This is a genomic window from Mycobacterium sp. (assembly GCF_019247635.1).
Classification (GTDB): domain Bacteria; phylum Actinomycetota; class Actinomycetes; order Mycobacteriales; family Mycobacteriaceae; genus Mycobacterium.
The window spans coordinates 13537-33160 of the sequence record NZ_JAFBAR010000123.1 but is presented as its reverse complement, the minus strand read 5'-3'; the positions used below and the strand labels follow the sequence as shown (position 1 = coordinate 33160).

The 19624-nt window shown below is 67.0% G+C and carries 20 protein-coding genes and 1 pseudogene; 10 read left to right on the top strand and 11 right to left on the bottom strand.

Annotation, left to right across the window (positions count from 1 at the left end):
• Positions 1-8 precede the first annotated feature (8 nt).
• From JO236_RS20615 to purM, 5 genes are all read left to right on the top strand, one after another.
• Positions 9-356, top strand: coding sequence for a VOC family protein (locus tag JO236_RS20615; RefSeq protein WP_293334860.1), 348 nt, complete (start codon positions 9-11; stop codon positions 354-356).
• A gap of 204 nt (positions 357-560) precedes the next feature.
• Complete coding sequence (gene purL, locus JO236_RS20610; protein ID WP_293334857.1) at positions 561-2846, top strand: phosphoribosylformylglycinamidine synthase subunit PurL; 2286 nt, start codon at positions 561-563, stop codon at positions 2844-2846.
• A 156-nt stretch (positions 2847-3002) separates the two neighbouring features.
• Positions 3003-3392, top strand: coding sequence for a sterol carrier family protein (locus tag JO236_RS20605; RefSeq protein WP_293334839.1), 390 nt, complete (start codon positions 3003-3005; stop codon positions 3390-3392).
• A gap of 148 nt (positions 3393-3540) precedes the next feature.
• Positions 3541-5079 (top strand): amidophosphoribosyltransferase, encoded by a 1539-nt coding sequence (gene purF, locus JO236_RS20600; RefSeq protein WP_293334836.1) that lies wholly within the window; start codon positions 3541-3543, stop codon positions 5077-5079.
• Positions 5080-5144: 65 nt separating this feature from the next.
• Positions 5145-6248 (top strand): phosphoribosylformylglycinamidine cyclo-ligase, encoded by a 1104-nt coding sequence (purM, locus tag JO236_RS20595; protein ID WP_293334833.1) that lies wholly within the window; start codon positions 5145-5147, stop codon positions 6246-6248.
• A 45-nt stretch (positions 6249-6293) separates the two neighbouring features.
• On the opposite strand, the gene JO236_RS20590 is transcribed toward purM, so the two are convergent.
• Both JO236_RS20590 and JO236_RS20585 read right to left on the bottom strand, forming a co-directional pair.
• Positions 6294-6488 carry a DUF3073 domain-containing protein gene (locus JO236_RS20590; RefSeq protein ID WP_293334830.1) on the bottom strand — a complete coding sequence of 65 codons (195 nt, stop codon included), beginning with the start codon at positions 6486-6488 and terminating at the stop codon, positions 6294-6296.
• 159 nt (positions 6489-6647) lie between these two features.
• Positions 6648-7745 carry a YgfZ/GcvT domain-containing protein gene (locus JO236_RS20585; protein ID WP_293334827.1) on the bottom strand — a complete coding sequence of 366 codons (1098 nt, stop codon included), beginning with the start codon at positions 7743-7745 and terminating at the stop codon, positions 6648-6650.
• A 56-nt stretch (positions 7746-7801) separates the two neighbouring features.
• Between JO236_RS20585 and JO236_RS20580 the strand changes: the two genes are divergently transcribed.
• Entirely contained in the window at positions 7802-8674 is an 873-nt protein-coding gene (locus JO236_RS20580) for an aminodeoxychorismate lyase (protein WP_293334854.1), read from the top strand.
• 336 nt (positions 8675-9010) lie between these two features.
• On the opposite strand, the gene JO236_RS20575 is transcribed toward JO236_RS20580, so the two are convergent.
• The 6 genes from JO236_RS20575 to lmeA all read right to left on the bottom strand — a co-directional run bounded on the left by JO236_RS20575 (position 9011) and on the right by lmeA (position 12633).
• A complete protein-coding gene (locus JO236_RS20575; RefSeq protein WP_293334824.1) occupies positions 9011-9697 on the bottom strand; it encodes an FABP family protein in 687 nt (228 codons plus the stop codon).
• Between the two features lie 159 nt (positions 9698-9856).
• Positions 9857-10159: a DUF1416 domain-containing protein gene (locus JO236_RS20570; RefSeq protein ID WP_293334851.1), complete on the bottom strand. Its 303-nt coding sequence runs from the start codon at positions 10157-10159 to the stop codon at positions 9857-9859.
• Position 10160: 1 nt separating this feature from the next.
• Positions 10161-10994: a sulfurtransferase gene (locus tag JO236_RS20565; RefSeq protein WP_293334821.1), complete on the bottom strand. Its 834-nt coding sequence runs from the start codon at positions 10992-10994 to the stop codon at positions 10161-10163.
• Between the two features lie 48 nt (positions 10995-11042).
• Complete coding sequence (locus JO236_RS20560; RefSeq protein ID WP_293334818.1) at positions 11043-11510, bottom strand: DUF4395 domain-containing protein; 468 nt, start codon at positions 11508-11510, stop codon at positions 11043-11045.
• Positions 11511-11613: 103 nt separating this feature from the next.
• Entirely contained in the window at positions 11614-11727 is a 114-nt protein-coding gene (locus JO236_RS22555) for an Ms5788A family Cys-rich leader peptide (RefSeq protein ID WP_416362302.1), read from the bottom strand.
• Between the two features lie 93 nt (positions 11728-11820).
• Complete coding sequence (gene lmeA, locus JO236_RS20555) at positions 11821-12633, bottom strand: mannan chain length control protein LmeA (RefSeq protein WP_293334815.1); 813 nt, start codon at positions 12631-12633, stop codon at positions 11821-11823.
• A 177-nt stretch (positions 12634-12810) separates the two neighbouring features.
• On the opposite strand from lmeA, the gene JO236_RS20550 reads away from it, so the two are divergent.
• The 4 genes and pseudogenes from JO236_RS20550 (at position 12811) to pstB (ending at position 15485) form a co-directional block, all read left to right on the top strand.
• A complete protein-coding gene (locus JO236_RS20550; protein WP_293334812.1) occupies positions 12811-13623 on the top strand; it encodes a winged helix-turn-helix transcriptional regulator in 813 nt (270 codons plus the stop codon).
• On the top strand, positions 13620-14519 hold the full coding sequence (mshD, locus tag JO236_RS20545; RefSeq protein ID WP_293334809.1) for a mycothiol synthase: 900 nt from the start codon (positions 13620-13622) through the stop codon (positions 14517-14519). Before JO236_RS20550 ends, mshD begins: the two co-directional genes overlap by 4 nt.
• Positions 14519-14695: pseudogene (locus tag JO236_RS20540) on the top strand (phosphate ABC transporter, permease protein PstA); the annotation flags it as partial. The gene mshD and the pseudogene JO236_RS20540, both read left to right, overlap by 1 nt.
• A gap of 13 nt (positions 14696-14708) precedes the next feature.
• Positions 14709-15485, top strand: a complete 777-nt coding sequence (gene pstB / locus JO236_RS20535) for a phosphate ABC transporter ATP-binding protein PstB (RefSeq protein ID WP_293334806.1) — start codon at positions 14709-14711, stop codon at positions 15483-15485.
• Between the two features lie 16 nt (positions 15486-15501).
• Here the strand turns inward: pstB and phoU are convergent, their stop codons facing one another.
• The 3 genes from phoU to dusB form a co-directional block, all read right to left on the bottom strand.
• Complete coding sequence (gene phoU / locus JO236_RS20530) at positions 15502-16170, bottom strand: phosphate signaling complex protein PhoU (protein WP_293334803.1); 669 nt, start codon at positions 16168-16170, stop codon at positions 15502-15504.
• Between the two features lie 86 nt (positions 16171-16256).
• Complete coding sequence (locus JO236_RS20525; protein ID WP_416362301.1) at positions 16257-18314, bottom strand: LCP family protein; 2058 nt, start codon at positions 18312-18314, stop codon at positions 16257-16259.
• Positions 18315-18484: 170 nt separating this feature from the next.
• On the bottom strand, positions 18485-19618 hold the full coding sequence (dusB, locus tag JO236_RS20520) for a tRNA dihydrouridine synthase DusB (RefSeq protein WP_293334800.1): 1134 nt from the start codon (positions 19616-19618) through the stop codon (positions 18485-18487).
• Positions 19619-19624 lie beyond the last annotated feature (6 nt).

Sequence of the window (19624 nt, the reverse complement as noted above, 5' to 3'; positions counted from 1 at the left end):
CAGGCGTTATGTCGCTAAAGGTAGAGATGGTCACGTTCGATTGCGCCGACCCGGCAAAACTTGCCGGCTGGTGGGCCGAGCAGTTCGGCGGGGAGGCACAGGAAATGATCCCCGGCGAATTCTTCGCGGTGATGCGGCCCGACGGGCCTCGGCTCGGGTTCCAGAAGGTGCCCGACCCTACGCCCGGTAAGAACCGGGTGCACCTGGACTTCGGGGCAGAGGACGTGGATACCGAGGTGTCCCGGTTGACGACGGCGGGTGCCTCCGAGGTCGGCCGCAACCAATTCAGCGAGAACTTCCGCTGGGTGGTGCTGGCCGACCCCGAGGGCAACGTGTTCTGTATCGCGGGTCGGTAGCCGGGCGGGGCCCCGTCACCGAGCGTGATCGTAGGGCGAAAAATCGGCAAAAATCTCGCCCTCACGTCACGCTCGGTGCGCCCACCCCACGTCCATCCGCCGAGCGTTCCCAGGCGAGAAATCGAGAATCTCGCCCGGATGTCACGCTCGGCGACGCGGGCGGCGGGACCCTAGACTAGCGGCGTGACGAGCGCTCGCACTCACGTGATTGACACCGTCGAACATGCCGCCGCCACCCCCGATCAGCCGCAACCGTTCGGTGAGTTGGGCCTCAAGGACGACGAGTACCAGCGAATTCGCGAAATCCTAGGGCGTCGGCCCACCGATACCGAGCTGGCCATGTACGCGGTCATGTGGAGCGAGCACTGTTCGTACAAGTCCTCCAAAGTCCACCTGCGCTACTTCGGTGAGACCACCACCGACGCGATGCGTGCCGGAATGCTGGCCGGCATCGGCGAGAACGCCGGCGTCGTCGACATCGGCGACGGCTGGGCCGTCACCTTCAAGGTGGAATCCCACAATCACCCGTCCTACGTGGAGCCCTATCAGGGCGCTGCCACCGGTGTCGGCGGGATCGTCCGCGACATCATGGCCATGGGCGCGCGGCCGATCGCAGTCATGGACCAGCTCCGGTTCGGCGCCGCCGACGCGCCCGACACTCGCCGGGTGCTCGATGGCGTGGTCCGCGGCATCGGCGGCTACGGCAACTCGCTGGGCCTGCCCAACATCGGCGGCGAGACCGTCTTCGACGCCTGTTACGCGGGAAACCCGTTGGTCAACGCGATGTGCGTCGGCGTATTACGCCAGGAGGACCTGCATTTGGCGTTCGCCTCGGGCGTGGGCAACAAGATCATCCTGTTTGGCGCGCGCACCGGGCTGGACGGTATCGGCGGGGTGTCGGTGCTGGCGTCGGACACCTTCGGGGGAGACGAGGACGGCGCCGCCCGCAAGAAGCTGCCGTCGGTCCAGGTCGGCGACCCGTTCATGGAGAAGGTGCTGATCGAGTGCTGTCTGGAGCTGTACGCGGGCGGACTGGTGATCGGCATTCAGGATCTTGGTGGCGCCGGATTATCTTGTGCCACTTCGGAATTAGCGTCCGCCGGCGACGGCGGGATGGCGATTGAGCTGGATGTGGTTCCGCTGCGGGCCAAGGAGATGACGTCCGCCGAGGTGCTCTGCAGCGAGTCGCAGGAGCGGATGTGCGCCGTCGTCGCACCGCAGAACGTCGATGCCTTTCTGGCGGTGTGCCGCAAATGGGAGGTGCTGGCCACCGTGATCGGCGAGGTCACCGACGGCGATCGACTGCGGATCAGCTGGCGTGGGGAGACGGTGGTTGACGTTCCACCGCGCACGGTGGCCCACGAGGGACCGATCTACCAGCGCCCCGTCGCCCGTCCCGAAACGCAGGACGCGTTGAACGCCGACACGTCGGCCGGATTGCCCCGGCCGGTCACCGGGGACGAGCTGCGCGCGACTTTGCTTGCGCTGCTTGGCAGCCCGCACCTGTGCAGCCGCGCGTTCATCACCGATCAGTACGACCGGTACGTGCGCGGCAACACCGTGCTGGCCGAGCACGCCGACGGCGGCATGCTGCGCATCGACGAGTCCACCGGCCGCGGAATCGCGTTGTCGACCGACGCGTCGGGGCGCTACACCAAGCTCGATCCCTATGCGGGCGCTCAACTCGCGCTGGCCGAGGCATATCGCAACGTCGCCGTCACCGGCGCCACCCCGGTCGCGGTGACCAATTGCCTCAACTTCGGCTCACCCGAAGACCCCGGCGTGATGTGGCAGTTCGCGGGGGCGGTGCGTGGACTCGCCGATGGCTGTGCGGCCCTGGGCATTCCGGTGACCGGTGGCAACGTCAGCTTTTACAACCAGACCGGGACGGCGGCGATCCTGCCGACACCGGTGGTGGGGGTGCTCGGCGTCATCGACGATGTAAGCCGGCGGCTGCCCACGGCCCTGGGCGGTGAGCCCGGCGAAACCCTGTTGCTGTTGGGGGATACGCGTGACGAGTTCGACGGATCGGTCTGGGCGCAGGTGATCGCCGACCATCTGGGCGGGGTGCCGCCGGCGGTCGACCTGGCGCGCGAGCAGCTACTGGCCGAGGTGCTGAGTGCCGCGTCGCGGGACGGGCTGGTGTCTGCGGCGCACGACCTGTCCGAGGGTGGGCTGGCCCAGGCCGTCGTGGAGGCGGCTTTGGCGGGTGAAACAGGTTGTCGCATAGTGCTTCCCGAGGGCCCAGACGAAGACCTAGACCCGTTTGTGATGTTGTTCTCCGAGTCGGCGGGGCGGGCACTGGTCGCGGTGCCACGCACCGAGGAGAGCCGCTTCCGTTCGATGTGCGCCGCGCGCGGGCTGCCCGTCACGCGTATCGGTGTCGTCGATCAGGCCTCCGACGTGGTGGAGGTGCAGGGCCTGTTCACGGTGTCGCTGGCGGAACTGCGTGCGACTTCGGAGGCGGTGCTGCCGCGATTCTTCGGATAATTCGCTTACGGGCGTTGGACTTCCGCGACTTAAGCGACACGTACTTGTGGCCGAGGAACGTGGTCGCCGTCGTCGCGGCGGCCACATTGGCCCAGCACCAAGAGCATCGGCGTCACCAGCTGCTCACGCGGATCCATGATTTTGAGACCCTGAGCTATGGCCGCCCGCGACAGAGCCGATCCGGTCAAGACACGCGAGGCCGTGCTCGCCGTCGCGGACTGGTTGCGCGACGAATCGGGTCCTCGGCCCGACCGGAACGCTCTGGCGACGGCGGTGCGGCTCACGGCGCGCACACTCGCGGCGCTGGCACCCGGAGCCAGCGTCGAGGTCCGCGTTCCGCCGTTTGTCGCCGTGCAGTGCATTGCCGGGCCGCGACACACCCGCGGCACGCCGCCCAACGTCGTGGAGACCGACCCTCGGACGTGGCTCCAGCTGGCCACCGGGTTGCTGTCGCTGGCCGCGGCCAACGCCAGCGGCGCACTGAGCCTTTCGGGCTCTCGTGCAAGTGAAATTGAGCACTGGCTGCCCCTGCTGGATGCGCGCTGAAGATAACCCTGAACTGCAGGTTTAGGGTATTTAGGGGTATATTCGCGGCATTTTGCGCGCCCAACACGCGCGCTTGATTCGGCGGTGGGGCCGTCGTGCCCGTAGACTCCGGTACGTCACTAACCGTTCCCCAGGGAGCCACCTGATCGTGACCGTCCAGCAGCCCGAGCAAGACTTCAATTCCCCCCGTGAAGAGTGTGGTGTATTCGGGGTCTGGGCCCCGGGCGAAGAAGTCGCCAAACTCACTTATTACGGCTTGTACGCATTGCAGCATCGCGGTCAGGAAGCTGCGGGCATCGCCGTCGCCGATGGATCGCAGGTGCTGGTCTTCAAGGACCTGGGTCTGGTCAGTCAGGTCTTCGACGAGCAGACCCTGGCCGCGATGGAGGGCCATGTCGCCATCGGCCACTGCCGCTACTCCACCACCGGCGATACAACGTGGGAAAACGCCCAGCCGGTGTTCCGTAACACCGCGGCGGGCACCGGGGTTGCCTTGGGGCACAACGGAAACCTGGTCAACACCACCGAGCTGGCCGCCCGGGCGCGCGACGCCGGACTGATGGCCAAGCGCGCACCGGCACCGGCCACGACCGACTCCGACATCCTGGGCGCGTTGCTGGCCCACGGCGCGGCCGATTCCACCCTGGAACAGGCTGCGCTGGAACTGCTGCCGACCGTGCGCGGGGCGTTCTGTCTGACCTTCATGGACGAAAACACGCTCTATGCGTGCCGTGACCCGCATGGGGTTCGGCCGTTGTCGCTCGGCCGGTTGGATCGCGGCTGGGTGGTGGCCTCCGAAACCGCCGCACTCGACATCGTCGGCGCGTCCTTCGTCCGCGACATCGAACCAGGCGAACTGCTGGCGATCGACGCCGACGGCGTGCGCTCGACCCGCTTCGCCAACCCCACCCCCAAGGGCTGCGTCTTCGAGTACGTCTACCTGGCGCGGCCCGACAGCACGCTGGCCGGCCGGTCGGTGCACGGCGCCCGGCTGGAGATCGGGCGTCGGTTGGCCCGCGAATGCCCCGTCGACGCCGATCTGGTGATCGGCGTACCGGAATCGGGCACCCCCGCCGCCGTGGGATACGCGCAGGAGTCCGGCATCCCCTACGGGCAGGGCCTGATGAAGAACGCCTATGTGGGCCGTACCTTCATCCAGCCGTCGCAGACCATCCGCCAGCTCGGTATCCGGCTGAAGCTGAACCCGCTCAGAGAGGTGATCCGCGGCAAGCGGCTCATCGTCGTCGACGACTCGATCGTGCGCGGAAACACCCAGCGCGCCCTGGTCCGCATGCTGCGCGAGGCCGGCGCGGTGGAGGTGCACGTGCGGATCGCCTCGCCGCCGGTCAAGTGGCCGTGCTTCTACGGCATCGACTTCCCGTCGCCGGCCGAGTTGATCGCCAACGCCGTGGAAGGCAAGGGCGAGATACTCGAAGCGGTCCGCCATGCGATCAACGCCGACACACTGGGCTATATCTCGCTGCGCGGCCTGATCGCCGCCACCGAGCAACCGACGTCGCGGTTGTGCACTGCCTGTTTCGACGGCAAATACCCGATCGAATTGCCGAGCGAGACCGCGCTGGGCAAGAACGTCATCGAGCACATGCTGGCCAACACGGCGCGCGAAGCCGGATTGGACGACCCCGCTACAACCCAGGTCGCCGGCGACGTCCCCGTCGGGCGCTGAAGAACGCCGATCGAGCTTGCGCAACTCATACCGGCGCTGAACGTCGCCCGGTACCCTTTATCGCGATGACGGATCCCCCAGAAAGCCTATTCAGCTCCGGACGAGGCCCGGGCGGCCAGGGCCTCACCTACGCATCGGCGGGGGTGGACATCCAAGCCGGCGACGAAGCCGTCGAGTTGATTAAGCCGCTGGCCACCAAGGCCACCAGACCCGAGGTGCGGGGGGGTCTGGGTGGTTTCGCCGGATTATTCGCACTGCGCGGCGACTATCGCGAACCGGTGCTGGCGTCCTCGACCGATGGTGTCGGCACCAAGCTGGCTGTGGCCCAGGCGATGGACAAGCACGACACCGTCGGCCTCGACCTGGTCGCGATGGTGGTCGACGACCTGGTGGTCTGCGGCGCCGAACCGCTTTTTCTGCAGGACTACATCGCTGTTGGCCGCACAGTGCCCGAACGCGTGAGCGCGATCGTCGGCGGTGTCGCGGAGGGATGCGTGCGGGCGGGGTGCGCACTTCTGGGCGGCGAGATCGCCGAACACCCCGGGCTGATGGCGCCGGATCACTACGACATCTCGGCCACCGGGGTCGGCGTGGTCGAGGCCGACAACGTGCTGGGGCCCGACCGCGTCAAACCCGGTGACGTCATCATCGCGATGGGATCGTCCGGTCTGCACTCCAACGGCTATTCGCTGGCCCGCTCGGTCCTACTGGAGATCGACCGCATGAACCTGGCCGGGTACGTGGAGGAGTTCGGCCGCACCCTGGGCGAGGAGTTGTTGGAGCCCACCCGCATCTACGCCAAGGACTGCCTGGCGCTGGCCGCCGAAACCCACGTCCGTACGTTCTGTCACGTCACCGGTGGGGGTCTGGCGGGCAACCTGCAACGCGTCATCCCGCACGGGCTCGTCGCCGAGGTGGACCGCGGCACATGGACGCCGGCCCCGGTGTTCGCCATGATCGCGCAGCGTGGCCGTGTCGAGCGGCCGGAGATGGAAAAGACGTTCAACATGGGCGTTGGCATGATTGCCGTCGTGGCCCCTGCGGACACCGACCGGGCATTGGCGATCTTGACCGCCCGGCACCTGGACTGCTGGGTCTTGGGGACTGTCTGCAAAGGCGGGAAAGAAGGACCTCGGGCCAAACTGGTCGGACAGCACCCGAGGTTTTAAAAATCCGGGCGGCGCTATTCGCCTACCGCATGGGAATGGGAAGTTCTAGTGGCGCCAGCTGTCCTCGTCGTCCCACGACTCGCTGGCGCCTTCATCGTTGAAGCCGTCCAGCTCGCTGGATTCGTCGGCACCCGTTCCGGACAGCTCGCGTTGGAGCCGCTGGAAGTCGGTCTGCGGGGAGCTGTACTTAAGTTCTCGAGCAACCTTGGTCTGCTTTGCCTTAGCCCGGCCGCGGCCCATGGGGGAACCCCCTCGCGCAATAACGGAGCGGCCTACGAGTAGGCGGCTCCGATCTCTTGGTGTCGTTATTGTCCTGGCGACAGTTTACCGTGCCTTGCCGTTAAGCGTCGGAGACCCCTGTCCGCCTCGCCGGGTGTAATCGTTCCCGGATGTCGTCGTTCATTGTCTTGTGCCGCCGCGCAACCGGTCCACCGCCAGCCGTCCGGCACCCACTTCTTCGGCGGAAGGCAGGGAGTCGGCGTCGATGACCGCGGCGACCTCCGCGTCTCGGCCGGTTGCCAGTTCCGTGTCGCCGGGCAGTCCGCGTTTGAGCAGCGCCAGCGCCACCGGCCCCAAATCAACGTGCTCGACGACGGTTCCGAGGCGGCCCACGGCGCGACCTCCGGCCAGCACCGGGTCGCCGGTCGACGGCCGGTCCACCGAGCCGTCGAGGTGCAACAACACCAGCATCCTGGGCGGCCTGCCCAGGTTGTGCACCCGCGCGACGGTCTCCTGCCCGCGGTAGCAGCCCTTGTCCAGGTGTACTGCGCCTTGACCGGGACCACCGATCCAGCCCACTTCGTGCGGGATGGTGCGGTCGTCGGTGTCCACGCCGAGCCGCGGGCGCAACGCAGCCACCCGGTGCGCCTCGTAGGCCCATACGCCCGCCGGGCGAACCCCCGCTTCGGTCAGGCGGCGCCACCAGTCGGCGGACTCGTCGCGCCCGACCAACAGGTCCAGTTCGATTTGGCCACCGGGAGCGCCGGGCATCCGCCGCGCGAATCCACCGCCTGCCAACGACACTGCCGTCCATTCGGCGGGCAACGCATCCAAACCCAGCACGTCCAGCACGGGCGGGTCAGCCAGCCGCGGGCCCAGCAGCGAGAGCACCGCCGTGTTGGCGGCACTCGCCTTGACATCGGACCAGAACACCATCTTGCTCAGGTACGCCAGCAGCGGCTCGCCCCGCCAGGGCTCGGTGTCGAGATGGCTGGTGCCGCCCAGTTCCGTCTGGATCCAGTGATCCTCGACGCGGCCCTGCCCGTCGAGGCTGAGGTTCTGGGTGCTGGCGCCTTCGGGAAGGTCGCTGACGTGCTGGGTGGAGATGTTGTGCAGCCAGGTTTGCCGGTCGGGGCCGGTCAGGGTCAGGACGGCGCGATGCGATCGGTCCACCAGCACGGCATCGGTTTCCGCCGCGCGCTGCTCTCCGAGCGGATCACCGAAATGCCAGGTCACGCCGGCGTCGGGACCGGGGTCGGGCGCGGCTACTGCAGTCACACACCAACTCTACGGACAGGGAGTTAGGCTCCTCGGTCATGGCGGGACAAAGGGGCGTGATCGTCACGCTTGATGGTGAGATACACGCGCCGGGGACACCGTTGTTGCATGCCGACGACCTCGCCGCGGTGCGCGGTGACGGTGCCTTCGAGACGTTGCTGGTCCGCGACGGCAGGGCCTGCCTGGTCGAGTCGCACCTGCAGCGGCTCACCCAGTCGGCCAAGCTGATGGACCTGCCCGCTCCGGACCTGTCCGCGTGGCGCAACGCGATCGAGGTCGCGGCACGGCAGTGGGCCGCACACACGGCCGATGAAGCTGCGCTGCGTGTGATCTACAGCCGGGGCCGGGAAAACGGTTCGGCGCCAACCGGTTACGTCATGGTCACGCCTGTCCCGGATCGGGTCGCGGCGCTCCGACGCGAGGGGGTAGCGGCCATAACGCTGGACCGCGGGCTGCCCGCGACGGGTAGCGACGCGACGCCCTGGCTGCTGGCCGGCGCCAAAACGCTGTCCTATGCGGTGAACATGGCCGCGTTGCGCCATGCCGCCCGGCAAGGCGCCGGCGACGTGATCTTCGTGAGTTCGGACGGCTACATCCTGGAGGGCCCGCGGTCGACGGTGGTGATCGCTGCCGACGGTGCGGAAGGCGGCAGGGACAACTCGTGCCTGCTGACGCCGCCGCCCTGGTTTCCGATCCTGCGGGGCACCACGCAACAGGCGCTCTTCGAGGTGGCTCGCGCCAAGGGCTACGACTGCGACTACCGGGCGCTGCGGCCCGCCGATCTCGTTGCTGCCCAGGGCATTTGGCTGATCTCGAGCATGACCCTGGCCGCCCGCGTACGCACCCTGGACGGCCGGCCTATGCCGCGGCCGCCGATAGCCGCGGAGTTCGCCCAACTGATCGACGCGGCCATCATCAGCGACCGCTGAGCCGAATCAAATCTGTTGTCAGCTAGCGGCGGTTCGAGTACGGTCGGCCGTACACAAGGAAGGAGGTGGTCCGCGAAATTGATAGCTTCATGGACATGTGAGGTGGCTACGCGCTAGCTGCAATGGCTCGGAAGAGTCGGCGACCAACGCGCGCTGGCGAATTCCCCGTAGCCACCCGGCCCCCGGGCTTCTGGTCTGTCCAACCAGAAGCGTTGCTCGGGGGCCGCTCCATGTCTGCGTGCGGCTGACTCTGCGCGGCTCAGCGGGTCGATCCCTCACATCCGCTGCGGTGCAGGAAAATACGCGCCGAGCGGGTGAACAACGCGACGGCGGGGTTTATCCGACGAATCGCGACAACCGCGCCGAGAGATGCGGGATCAAACCACCGTCGGCATCGACGCGTTCCTCGACGTAGGCCAGGTCGCCGCCCTCGACGATCCCGTAGAGCCGTTTGGCGCCGCCGACCAGCACCCCGGACCGACTGCGGGCCAGCGCATCGGTCACCAGCTCCCACGACGACTGGGTCCGCGGCTGTCCGTAGAACAACTCGACGTAGCCGGCCGAGTGCGCCAACAACAGCTCGATGGCCTGCGACTCGGTCGGGTCGTCGGGGTCGGTGACAAATCGCCAGAAGCCGGTCTCGCGCAGGCCGGGTTCCCGGTAGCCGCCCGCGTCGTCGAGCCGCCACGACCGGGCCTCCCAGTTCAGGTAGTCGCCGCCGTCGTGTGAGACCACGATTTGCTGTCCGAAACGGTAGTCGCCGTCGGGGGCGCGGCCCTCGCCCTCGCCCCGCCATACCCCGACCAGCGGCAGCAGCGCCAACAGGGCGTTGTTCAGGTCGGCGCCCTGGCGCAGGTTCGCGGTGTCGGCGGGCAGCGGCAAATCGTCGAACGCCGGGATGTTGCGCGCCGCGGTAACTTTCGCGCGTTCGGCGGCCTTGGACAGCCCAGCGACGGCGCGGTCTCCCGAGCCTGCGGGACCGGTGGGTCCGCCGGGTTTGTCAAGGCTTTCGCCGGAACTCACGACTCGTCAGTGATGAGGCGGTACAGCGTGTACAGCGCGAACCACGAGATGACCAAGACCGCAACGACCAGCATGATCTCGAAGAAGAGCACCACGGGGACGAGTCTATTCGCCTTTGCGCCGGCGTGTGGACCACCCGGGACCAGCGGTCAGGGTCGGTCAGGCAATCTTGACGTCGACTTCGTGGATTCCGGCGCCCGACGGCGTCACCACGGCGTCACCGTTGCCGATCTTCGACAGCGCGCGCAGCGTCCAGGAGCCGGGCGCGGCGAAGAACCGGAAGTCACCGGTGGCCGACGCGACCACTTCGGCGGTGAACTCGTCGGACGAGTCCAGCAGGCGCACAAAGGCGCCGCCCACGGCCTGGCCGTCCCGGTCCACTACGCGCCCGGTGATCACCGTTTCCTTCTCGAGGTCGACGCTGGCGGGCAACGTGAGTCCTTGCTTGGGTCCAGAGCACATATCAGCTTCCCAACTCAATCGGGGCACCCACCAGGGAGCCGTATTCCGTCCAACTGCCGTCATAGTTCTTGACGTTCGTGTGGCCCAGCAGTTCACGCAAGACGAACCAGGTATGCGACGAACGTTCCCCGATTCGGCAGTAAGCGATCGTTTCCTTGGTGCCGTCCAGGCCTGCGTCGGCGTACAGCGTGGCCAGTTCCTCATCGGACTTGAAGGTGCCGTCCTCGTTGGCGGCCTTGCTCCACGGAACGTTGATGGCGCCGGGGATATGCCCGGGACGCTGGCTTTGCTCCTGCGGCAGGTGCGCGGGCGCCAGGATCTTGCCGGAGTACTCGTCGGGGGAGCGCACGTCGACCAGGTTCTTTACTTGGATCGCGTCGATGACTTCGTCGCGGAACGCCCGGATCGTGTTGTCCGGCGCCGCTGCGCTGTAGGAGGTCGCCGGCCTGCTGACAGCTTCGCTCGACAGCGGGCGGCCGTCGAGTTCCCACTTCTTGCGACCGCCGTCCAGCAGCTTGACCTGGTCGTGGCCGTACAGCTTGAAATACCAGTAGGCGTAGGCGGCGAACCAGTTGTTGTTGCCGCCGTAGAGGACCACGGTGTCGTCGTTGGAGATGCCGCGGTCGGACAACAGTTTGGAGAACTGCTCAGCGTCGACGAAGTCGCGCTTGACCGGGTCCTGCAGATCGGTGCGCCAGTCCAGCTTTACCGCGCCGCGGATGTGGCCGCCGTCGTATGCGCTGGTGTCCTCGTCTACTTCGACGAAGACGACGTTCTCGGTGTCCAGATTGCTCTCAGCCCAGTCGGCAGAGACCAGGACGTCAGAGCGTGCCATGGTGGGATCCTTTCGATTGCTTCTGTTGAACGGCTGATTGACAGCCCGTCAGGCGGGGTGTGGGGCGCGCCGCAGGCGTGCGACGAGCGGATAGAGCTGACAGCCCAGGCAGATGCCGAAGGCCGCATTGAGAAAGGCGGCGACGAATGCCGCCGCGGTGGCGATAACACCCACCAGCGCCGCCCCAGCGGCAAAGCCGGCGGTGCCGACCACCGCGAAGATCAGGCCCACCAGCTGCGCGAACTTCACCGGGGGGATCGGTTCGCGTTCGGTGACCGGTCCCAGGCGCGGCGCCACGAGGGCGGCGTACACCTTGCCGTAGGGGTGGCGGCGGGGGCCGCCAAGCGCGCCGATGGCGAACGCGACGGCCTGCAGGCCCAATACGACCGCTGCCGCCCGCGGACTGACTGCGGCGACGGCTAGCACGATCACCAGTACGACGGTGGTGACCCAGGCGGCGAAGCGTGGTCCCCGGACATCGACCCCGGCGCCGGCGGGGGGGTTGGTGCTCGACACGGTATTACTCCTAGGGACGCCTGTTTGCGCGGAGGGATGGGCAGATAAACCACGGGAGATTCCGAGGGCTGCCCCGAGTGCTGCGCGGGAAAGGCGCGGCTACTCAGTTGTTACAGCAACAGCAACAACCCGCGAAGCGGCACAGATCAACTGCGCGGCACTTGGTGAGCATGGGCTCGATGCGGGCTGACACGTCGGACAGCTTACCTAACGACATGGTGATCAAGCCAACAGCGGTCCGGGAAGCGATAGCAGGGCGGCGGGACCGTCGCCACAGTGACGGGGCACTCGGGCCGCCGCCACGTCGTCGTCACGACTGCTTAAATGCCGCCAGGTTGATCGTCACTCCCGTCGTGATGCCTTCGATAATGACGTCGGAACCGCGCGCGCCGACGGTGGTCGGCGCCACCGCGAACGGGAGTTTCTGGTCCGGCAGCCTGGCGCTGAAGGCGTGCAGCACCGCGTCGCGCTTGTCGTCGGGCACGGGTTGGTTGGCGGTGTCGGCACCCGTGGCGACGGCCGTCGGGGTGAATACCAGGGTCGTCGCGTCGTCGGGCGCGATCGAGAGATCGACCAGGACGCTGACCGGATGGTCGAAATTGGCCGACTTCGGTGTGCCCGTGAAGACCAGTCCGTGGCTGCTGGAGATCCCGGATTCTGTGGTCCCGCCGGTCGCGTCGTTGGTGTCGCGACGCGGTGCCTCGACCATCAGGTCGCTGATGCCCAGAAACCGGCCCAGGTACATCGAGTTGATGATGATGCGGCTCTCCAGCTTGCCCACCGGCAGCTTCGCATCGGGCCTGATCAGCCAGGATGAGTAGGTCAGGTCGATCGAGTGCATGGTGGCCTCGAGCGTGGCCTTGCCGACCACCGCGTGGTCGACGGCGTTGGCCTTGATCTCAAGCTGGTTGTAGTGATGCCGGATCGCCTGCGGGATGAACGGGAACGCCAGGATGGCGATGAACGGGTCCGACCCGAGATTCGCCGCCTTGCGCACGTTGGACGAAAGCCGGTACTCGGCGTAGATGCTGGTCCCGAAGTCGGCGCCGACTGCTCCGCCGACGATGACGATCACCGTGATCGTCGCCGCGAACACGCCGATCAGCATCCTACGCATCCGCATATTGTGTCTCACCCGGCGATATCGCGACGCACCGTCGCCGAGCGTGCGCCCGCGTGGCCGCTCCTCCGCTGGCCGCACGCCGTCGCTGAACCGTTCGTCATCAGGAGGAAAACCAGCTGGCAAGTTATCGTTAGATCACCTGGACGCTAACGGGATGTGGCGTTATGGACCCAAGACATGGCTTTTCCCACGACCTTGAAGGGGTTGCGAGGGTTTCCGTTGGACCTACTACTGCTGACATCGGAGCTGCATGCCGACCCGGTTCTGCCGTCGCTGTCGCTGCTACCGCACACCGTGCGCACGGCGCCGGCAGAGCCCGCCTCGTTGCTGGAGGCGGGCACCGCGGACGCCGTGCTCGTCGACGCGCGCCAGGACCTGTCGTCGGCGCGGGGTCTGTGCCGACTGTTGAGCACGGCGGGCCGCTCGATTCCGGTCCTGGCAGTGGTAAGCGAGGGCGGCCTGGTAGCGGTCAGCGCCGACTGGGGTCTTGACGAGATCTTGCTCCCCACCACCGGACCGGCCGAGGTCGACGCGAGGCTGCGGCTGGTGATCGGGCGCCGTGGCGGGCTGGCCGACCAGGACAGCGTGGGCAAGGTGAGCCTCGGCGAGCTGGTGATCGACGAGGGTACCTACACCGCGCGACTGCGGGGCCGCCCACTTGACCTGACCTACAAAGAGTTCGAACTGCTGAAGTATCTGGCGCAGCACGCGGGCCGGGTGTTTACCCGCGCGCAGCTGCTGCACGAGGTCTGGGGCTACGACTTCTTCGGCGGCACCCGCACCGTCGACGTGCACGTCCGGCGGCTCCGCGCCAAACTGGGCCCGGAGCACGAAGCCCTGATCGGCACGGTCCGCAATGTCGGCTACAAAGCGGTGCGGCCGGCGCGCGGCCGGGCGCCCATCTCCGCTCGCGACGAGGACGACGACGTCGCCGACTCGGACCAAGAGACTCTGCAAGAGCCGCTGGGCGACCCGTTACGCAGTCAGTGACCGCGCCCGACTGGCGCCCCGCACTGGCCGTCCAGGAGCAGCGCCAGGTGCGTGAACTCGTCACGGCGGCAACGGGATTCGACGGCGTCGCACCCGTCGGCGAACAGGTGTTGCGCGAACTCGGCCAGCAACGCACCGGACACCTGTTGGTCACCGACTCAGCCAACGCGGTCGTCGGCTACCTCAATCTGGGCTCGCCGCACGACGGAGGTGTCGCGACGGCCGAATTGGTGGTGCACCCGCGAGCTCGTCGTCGCGGTGTGGGCGCCGCGATGGCACGCGCCGCGCTGGCCAAGACGGCGGGACATAACCAGTTCTGGGCGCACGGCACGCTGGAGCCGGCCCGCGCGACGGCGGCCGCACTGGGCCTGGTGTCGGTTCGCGAACTGGTTCAGATGCGACGCCCACTGCGTGACATCCCCGAGCCGCAGATCCCGGCAGGCGTGTCCGTTCGCGCTTACGCGGGCACCGCCGACGACGCCGAGCTGCTGCGCGTCAACAACGCTGCGTTCGCCACGCACCCGGAGCAGGGCGGATGGACGACGGCCCAACTCGAGGAGCGGCGCGCCGAACCGTGGTTCGACCCGGCCGGGTTGTTCCTGGCGTTCGACGACTCCGCCATGCTGCTCGGCTTTCACTGGACGAAGGTGCATCCCGGCGAACCAGGTCTGGGCGAGGTCTACGTCTTAGGCGTCGACCCGTCGGCCCAGGGCCGCGGCCTGGGCAAGACCTTGACGTCGGTAGGCCTGGTTGCGCTGGCGCGGCGGCTGGCGGATGCGGCCGAGCCCACCGTGCTGCTCTACGTAGAGTCGGACAACGTCGCCGCGGTGCGGACCTACCAGAGCCTGGGCTTCACCACCTACAGCGTCGACACGGCCTACGCACCGCCCGGGTAGGCCCCATGGGATCGCTGCCCGGCATGATGTATGACCAGGAATCGGCTGGCGCTGGTGCCATCCCGGCTCCCACAGATCGTCTCTGGGGCGCAGCCCTGACCCTGATCCTTCTGATCGCTGTCATGAATATCGGGGCCAGGATCTTCGCCAAGACCTTCGCCCCGAAGAAGTCCTAGGCAGGAGCTTTTAGTGGCCAAGCGGTTAGACCTCAAAGGCGTCAACATCTACTACGGGTCGTTTCAAGCCGTCGCGGATGTCACGCTGTCGGTTCTGCCCCGCAGCGTGACCGCGTTCATCGGTCCGTCGGGGTGTGGCAAGACGACGGTCCTGCGCACGTTGAACCGGATGCACGAAGTCATCTCAGGCGCCCGTGTGGAGGGCACGGTGTTGCTCGACGACGAAAACATCTACGCGGCCGGCGTCGACCCGGTCGGCGTTCGCAGGGCGATCGGAATGGTGTTTCAGCGGCCGAATCCGTTCCCCGCCATGTCGATTCGCAACAACGTGATCGCGGGGCTGAGGCTACAGGGTGTGCGCAACCGTAAGGTTCTCGACGACACCGTCGAACACTCGCTGCGCGGCGCCAACCTTTGGGACGAAGTCAAGGACAGGCTGGACAAGCCCGGCGGCGGGTTGTCGGGTGGGCAACAACAGCGGCTGTGCATCGCGCGGGCCATCGCCGTACAACCCGACGTGCTGCTGATGGACGAGCCATGCTCGTCGCTGGACCCCATCTCGACGATGGCGATCGAGGACTTGATCAGTGAGCTCAAGCAGGAGTACACCATCGTCATCGTCACGCACAACATGCAGCAGGCCGCGCGGGTGAGTGATCAGACGGCGTTCTTCAACCTGGAAGCCGTGGGCAAGCCCGGCCGGCTGGTGGAGATCGACGACACCGAGACGATCTTTTCGAACCCGACCCAGAAGGCGACCGAGGATTACATCTCCGGGCGGTTCGGCTAGCCGGCCTGCTCGCGAGTCAGCGCGAGGTTGGCGCCGCGGCGTCCTCGGGAAATCGTCCCGTCGCCTGGAAGATGACCCGCCTGGCGACTTCGACGGCATGGTCGGCGAAGCGCTCGTAGAACCGGCCCAGCAACGTTACGTCGACGGCCGCCGCCACGCCGTGTTTCCACTCGCGGTCCATCAGCACCGAGAACAAGTGCCGGTGCAGATCGTCCATCGCGTCGTCTTCCTCGCGGATCCGGGCGGCTTTGTCCGGGTCGCGCGACAACACGACCTCTTGGGCGCTGTTGCCCAATTCGACTGCGACCCTGCCCATTTCGGCAAAGTACCCGTTGACTTCCTCAGGCAACGCGTGCTGTGGGTGCCGACGGCGGGCGATCTTGGCGACGTGCAGGGCCAGCGCGCCCATCCGGTCGATGTCTGCCACCATCTGGATCGCGCTCACGATAGACCTGAGGTCTCCGGCAACCGGCGCCTGCAATGCCAGCAGTACAAATGCGCTTTCTTCGGCGCGCGTGCTCAAGGTCGCGATTTTCTCGTGGTCGGTGATCACTTGTTCGGCCAGCACCAGGTCGGCCTGCAACAGGGCCTGCGTGGCTCGCTCCATCGCCATCCCTGCCAGCCCGCACATCTCGCCGAGCCGCTCGGACAATTCCGAGAGTCGCTCATGGTAGGCGGTCCGCATGTGATCCAGCCTACGTTCTCGACGCCGGAAACGGTGTGCTTGCGACGGCACGGCGAGGGCCGGGCGATGGCGGGCGACCCGGAGAGCTACCCGCAGGTGGTATCCGCCGCATTGGTCACGGTCAGGTCTTCGGGAAGTCTGGTGGCGGTCGGCGGGCTACTGGTGTTGCGGTTTACCTGCATGCTGATCGACGAGCCGGTGGGCGCGGGAGTGGTGACGGCGCTGAAGTCGGGCCCGAGCACTACCTGGACTACCTGCCCAATTCCGTTGACTCGCTCGACCTTTGAGTTGGCGAACGCCGAGGCCACGGTGGCGGCGGCCTGTTCGTTGCCGGGCGAAAAGAGCACCGTCGTGGTCCTCAGCGTGCTCGGATAGTCGTCCGGTGTCATCACGTTGAATCCGTTGCGCTTGAGCTGGTTCGTGGCGGTGGTGGCCAGCCCGGACGTGCCGGTGCCGTTGGAGACCTGGACTGTGACCTCCTGCGGCGAGGTCGTCGTCACCTGCTGGTGCTGGGTCTCGTTGGAGGGAGCCGCCGGAGGCTCGCTCTTGGGGGCGGGTGTCGGCGTGGTCGGTGTCGCGCCCAGGGTCTGCGCGTTCTGATCGTTCTCCAGCGGCAACGGGTCGTCGTCGATGATGGCCGAGAAAAGCGCCTTCATGTCCGCGGTGCGTGGCGGCTCGTCGCCGTTTTGGTCGGTCACGCCCGTCGGGACGGTGACGAACGTGACGTGCCCGGCCGCGATGTGCTGCAACGACTGGCCGAGCTGGACCAGGTCCTTGGTCTTGACGTTGTCGACGTAGCTGTTGCCGATGAACATGTTCACGACGTTGTTGAGTTTGTTGATGTTCAGCAACGTGTCTTCCGAGATCAGCGCCCTCAGCAGCGACGACACGAACAACTGCTGGCGTTTGATCCGGCCGTAATCACCGTTGACCTCGGTGGTTATCTGGCGGGCCCGCACGTAATTCAAGGCCGTCGGCCCGTTGATGACCTGGCGACCGGCGTGCTCGAGCACCGTGCCCAGTTCGTAGTCGTGCAGTGGGGTACTTGAGCAGACCTCGACACCGCCGAGGGCTTCCACCATCCGCGCGAATCCGACGAAGTCGAGGGCGATGAACCTGTTGATGCTCAACCCGGACAGCTTCTGGATCTCCTTGACCAGACACTTCGGGCCGCCGAAGGAGAAGGTCGAGTTCAGTTTGGTCTCGGTGTAGACCATCCGGGGACCCCACGCTCCCTTCTTCGGGTCATAGACGGGCCCGTACTTGCCCGTCTCGGGGTTCCACGCTTCGCACTGCATCGGGGTGATGGCCAGGTCCCTGGGGAACGACACGACGACGATGCGTTTGCGGTTCGCTGGAATGTTGACCAGCATCACGGTGTCCGAACGCGCGCCACCCGCGTCGTCGGCGTCGCCGGCGCCGATGTTCGCGTTCTCCCCGGCGCGCGAGTCCATCCCGACGATCAGGAAATCTTCGTCGCCGTACTGCCCCTGGGGATCGACGATGTCGGAGGAATGCGGGTCCAGCGCGCTCACTGTGTTGAGCCGATCGTTGGTCGCAGCACTCCATCGCCATGCCCCGCCGGTCACGACCAAGGCCAGCACCGCGATTAGGGCGGCCAGCGAGCGCCCGGCGATCAGTATCGGACGTCGGCGCGATTTCGTTTTCGGTCTCGACCCAGCCGACTCCCCAGCCTCCCCGGCCTGTGCGGTTTCGGCCGGATCGTTGTCGTCAGGCGGGTAGCGGTCCGCCCCGAGATCGGGCAGCTCCGAGAGGAGCTCGAACGAGTAGGTCGGGGTGGCGATCGTCGGGGTGTCGTCCAGCTCGTCATCCGTGGCTTCGTCGTCGGCGTCGTCAGCCAGATGATGGTGCGTGGGTTGCTGCGGGATGGGGGCGCCGACCTTGGCGATCAGGTCGGCGACACTGACAGCACCGTCGGCGTGAGAGCCGGTCTTTTCGGTGCCGCCGTCGTCCGGCTCGGTTTGGTCGGCTAGCTCGGCCGCAGGCTCGGGCCGCCATCGGTGCGACGCGTCGTCCGGCAACAGAGCGTAGGACCGTTCCCAGGGCGCAGCGCTCGGGGTGGGTGTCATGGCGATCGACGCGCGCCGACGGCCAAGAGTGGCGTCCTGCTCGCCGTCACCCATGTCCTGCCGGCCTTCCGAAAAACTGATGCAACTTGATGCGGACGTCAACGCCTGTGCACACTAATCGCGCTCCGATCACGCGACTAACCGATCCGCCGCAGAGCGCAATGCGGTAAGGCTCACATCGTACTGAGTTATCGGCCGAGACGCGATTTCGAGAGCGTCTCGGTTCAACCACCCGAATGCATGACGTCGGCCCCGGCCGGGACCGTGCAATCTTCGGGATCGGTCAGCCAACCGTCGGGCAACGCCACCCGGGCGGGTGACCCCTGCCGGCCGCGCGGGCCCGTCGCAGCGTGCGGAAAGGGCACCGAGCCGTCCAGCTGATTCAGTAGGGCATCAAGTTGCTCGAGGCTTGTGACCAGTGCCAATGCCCGCCGCAACTCGGATCCGGCGGGAAAGCCGTGCAGGTACCAACCGATGTGTTTGCGGATGTCGCGCATCCCTTTGTCTTCCCCGAAATGCGCCGCCAACAGCGCGCCGTGTCGGCGGACGATGTCGGCGACCTCGCCGAGCGTGGGCGGGGTGGGCGCCGGGCTGCCGGTGAACGCGGCCGACAGTTCGGCAAAGAGCCACGGCCGGCCCAGGCAACCCCGCCCGATGACGACGCCGTCACACCCGGTGATGGCCATCATGGCCAGCGCGTCGTTGGCGTCGTAGATGTCCCCGTTGCCCAGCACCGGGATCGTCCGCACCTGCTGCTTGAGCTGGGCGATCTGCTCCCAGTCGGCGGTTCCGGAGTACCGCTGCGCCGCGGTGCGGGCGTGCAACGCCACCGCCGCGGCGCCTTCGGCCTCGGCGATCCGGCCGGCGTCCAGGTGGGTGTGGTGGTCGTCGTCGATGCCGGTGCGGAACTTCACGGTCACCGGGATGCCGGTGCCCTCGGTGGCGCGTACCGCCGCGGCGACGATCTGGCCGAAGAGCCGTCGCTTGTAGGGCAGCGCCGCCCCGCCACCACGCTTGGTCACTTTGGGCACGGGGCAGCCGAAGTTCATGTCGATGTGGTCGGCGAGGCCTTCGTCGGCGACCACGCGAGCAGCGGCGTAGGTGGTGGCGGGATCGACGGTGTAGAGCTGCAGGGAGCGCGGCGATTCGTCCGGGGCGAACGTCGTCATGTGCATGGTGACCGGATGGCGCTCGACCAGCGCCCGCGCGGTCACCATCTCGCATACATAGAGTCCGCTGACCGTGCCGACCGTGGACAGTTCGAGCTCGCGACACAACTTCCGGAATGCGACGTTCGTCACACCGGCCATCGGAGCCAGCACGACCGGGCTCGCGAGCTCGATCGGACCGATGCGCACCGCGCG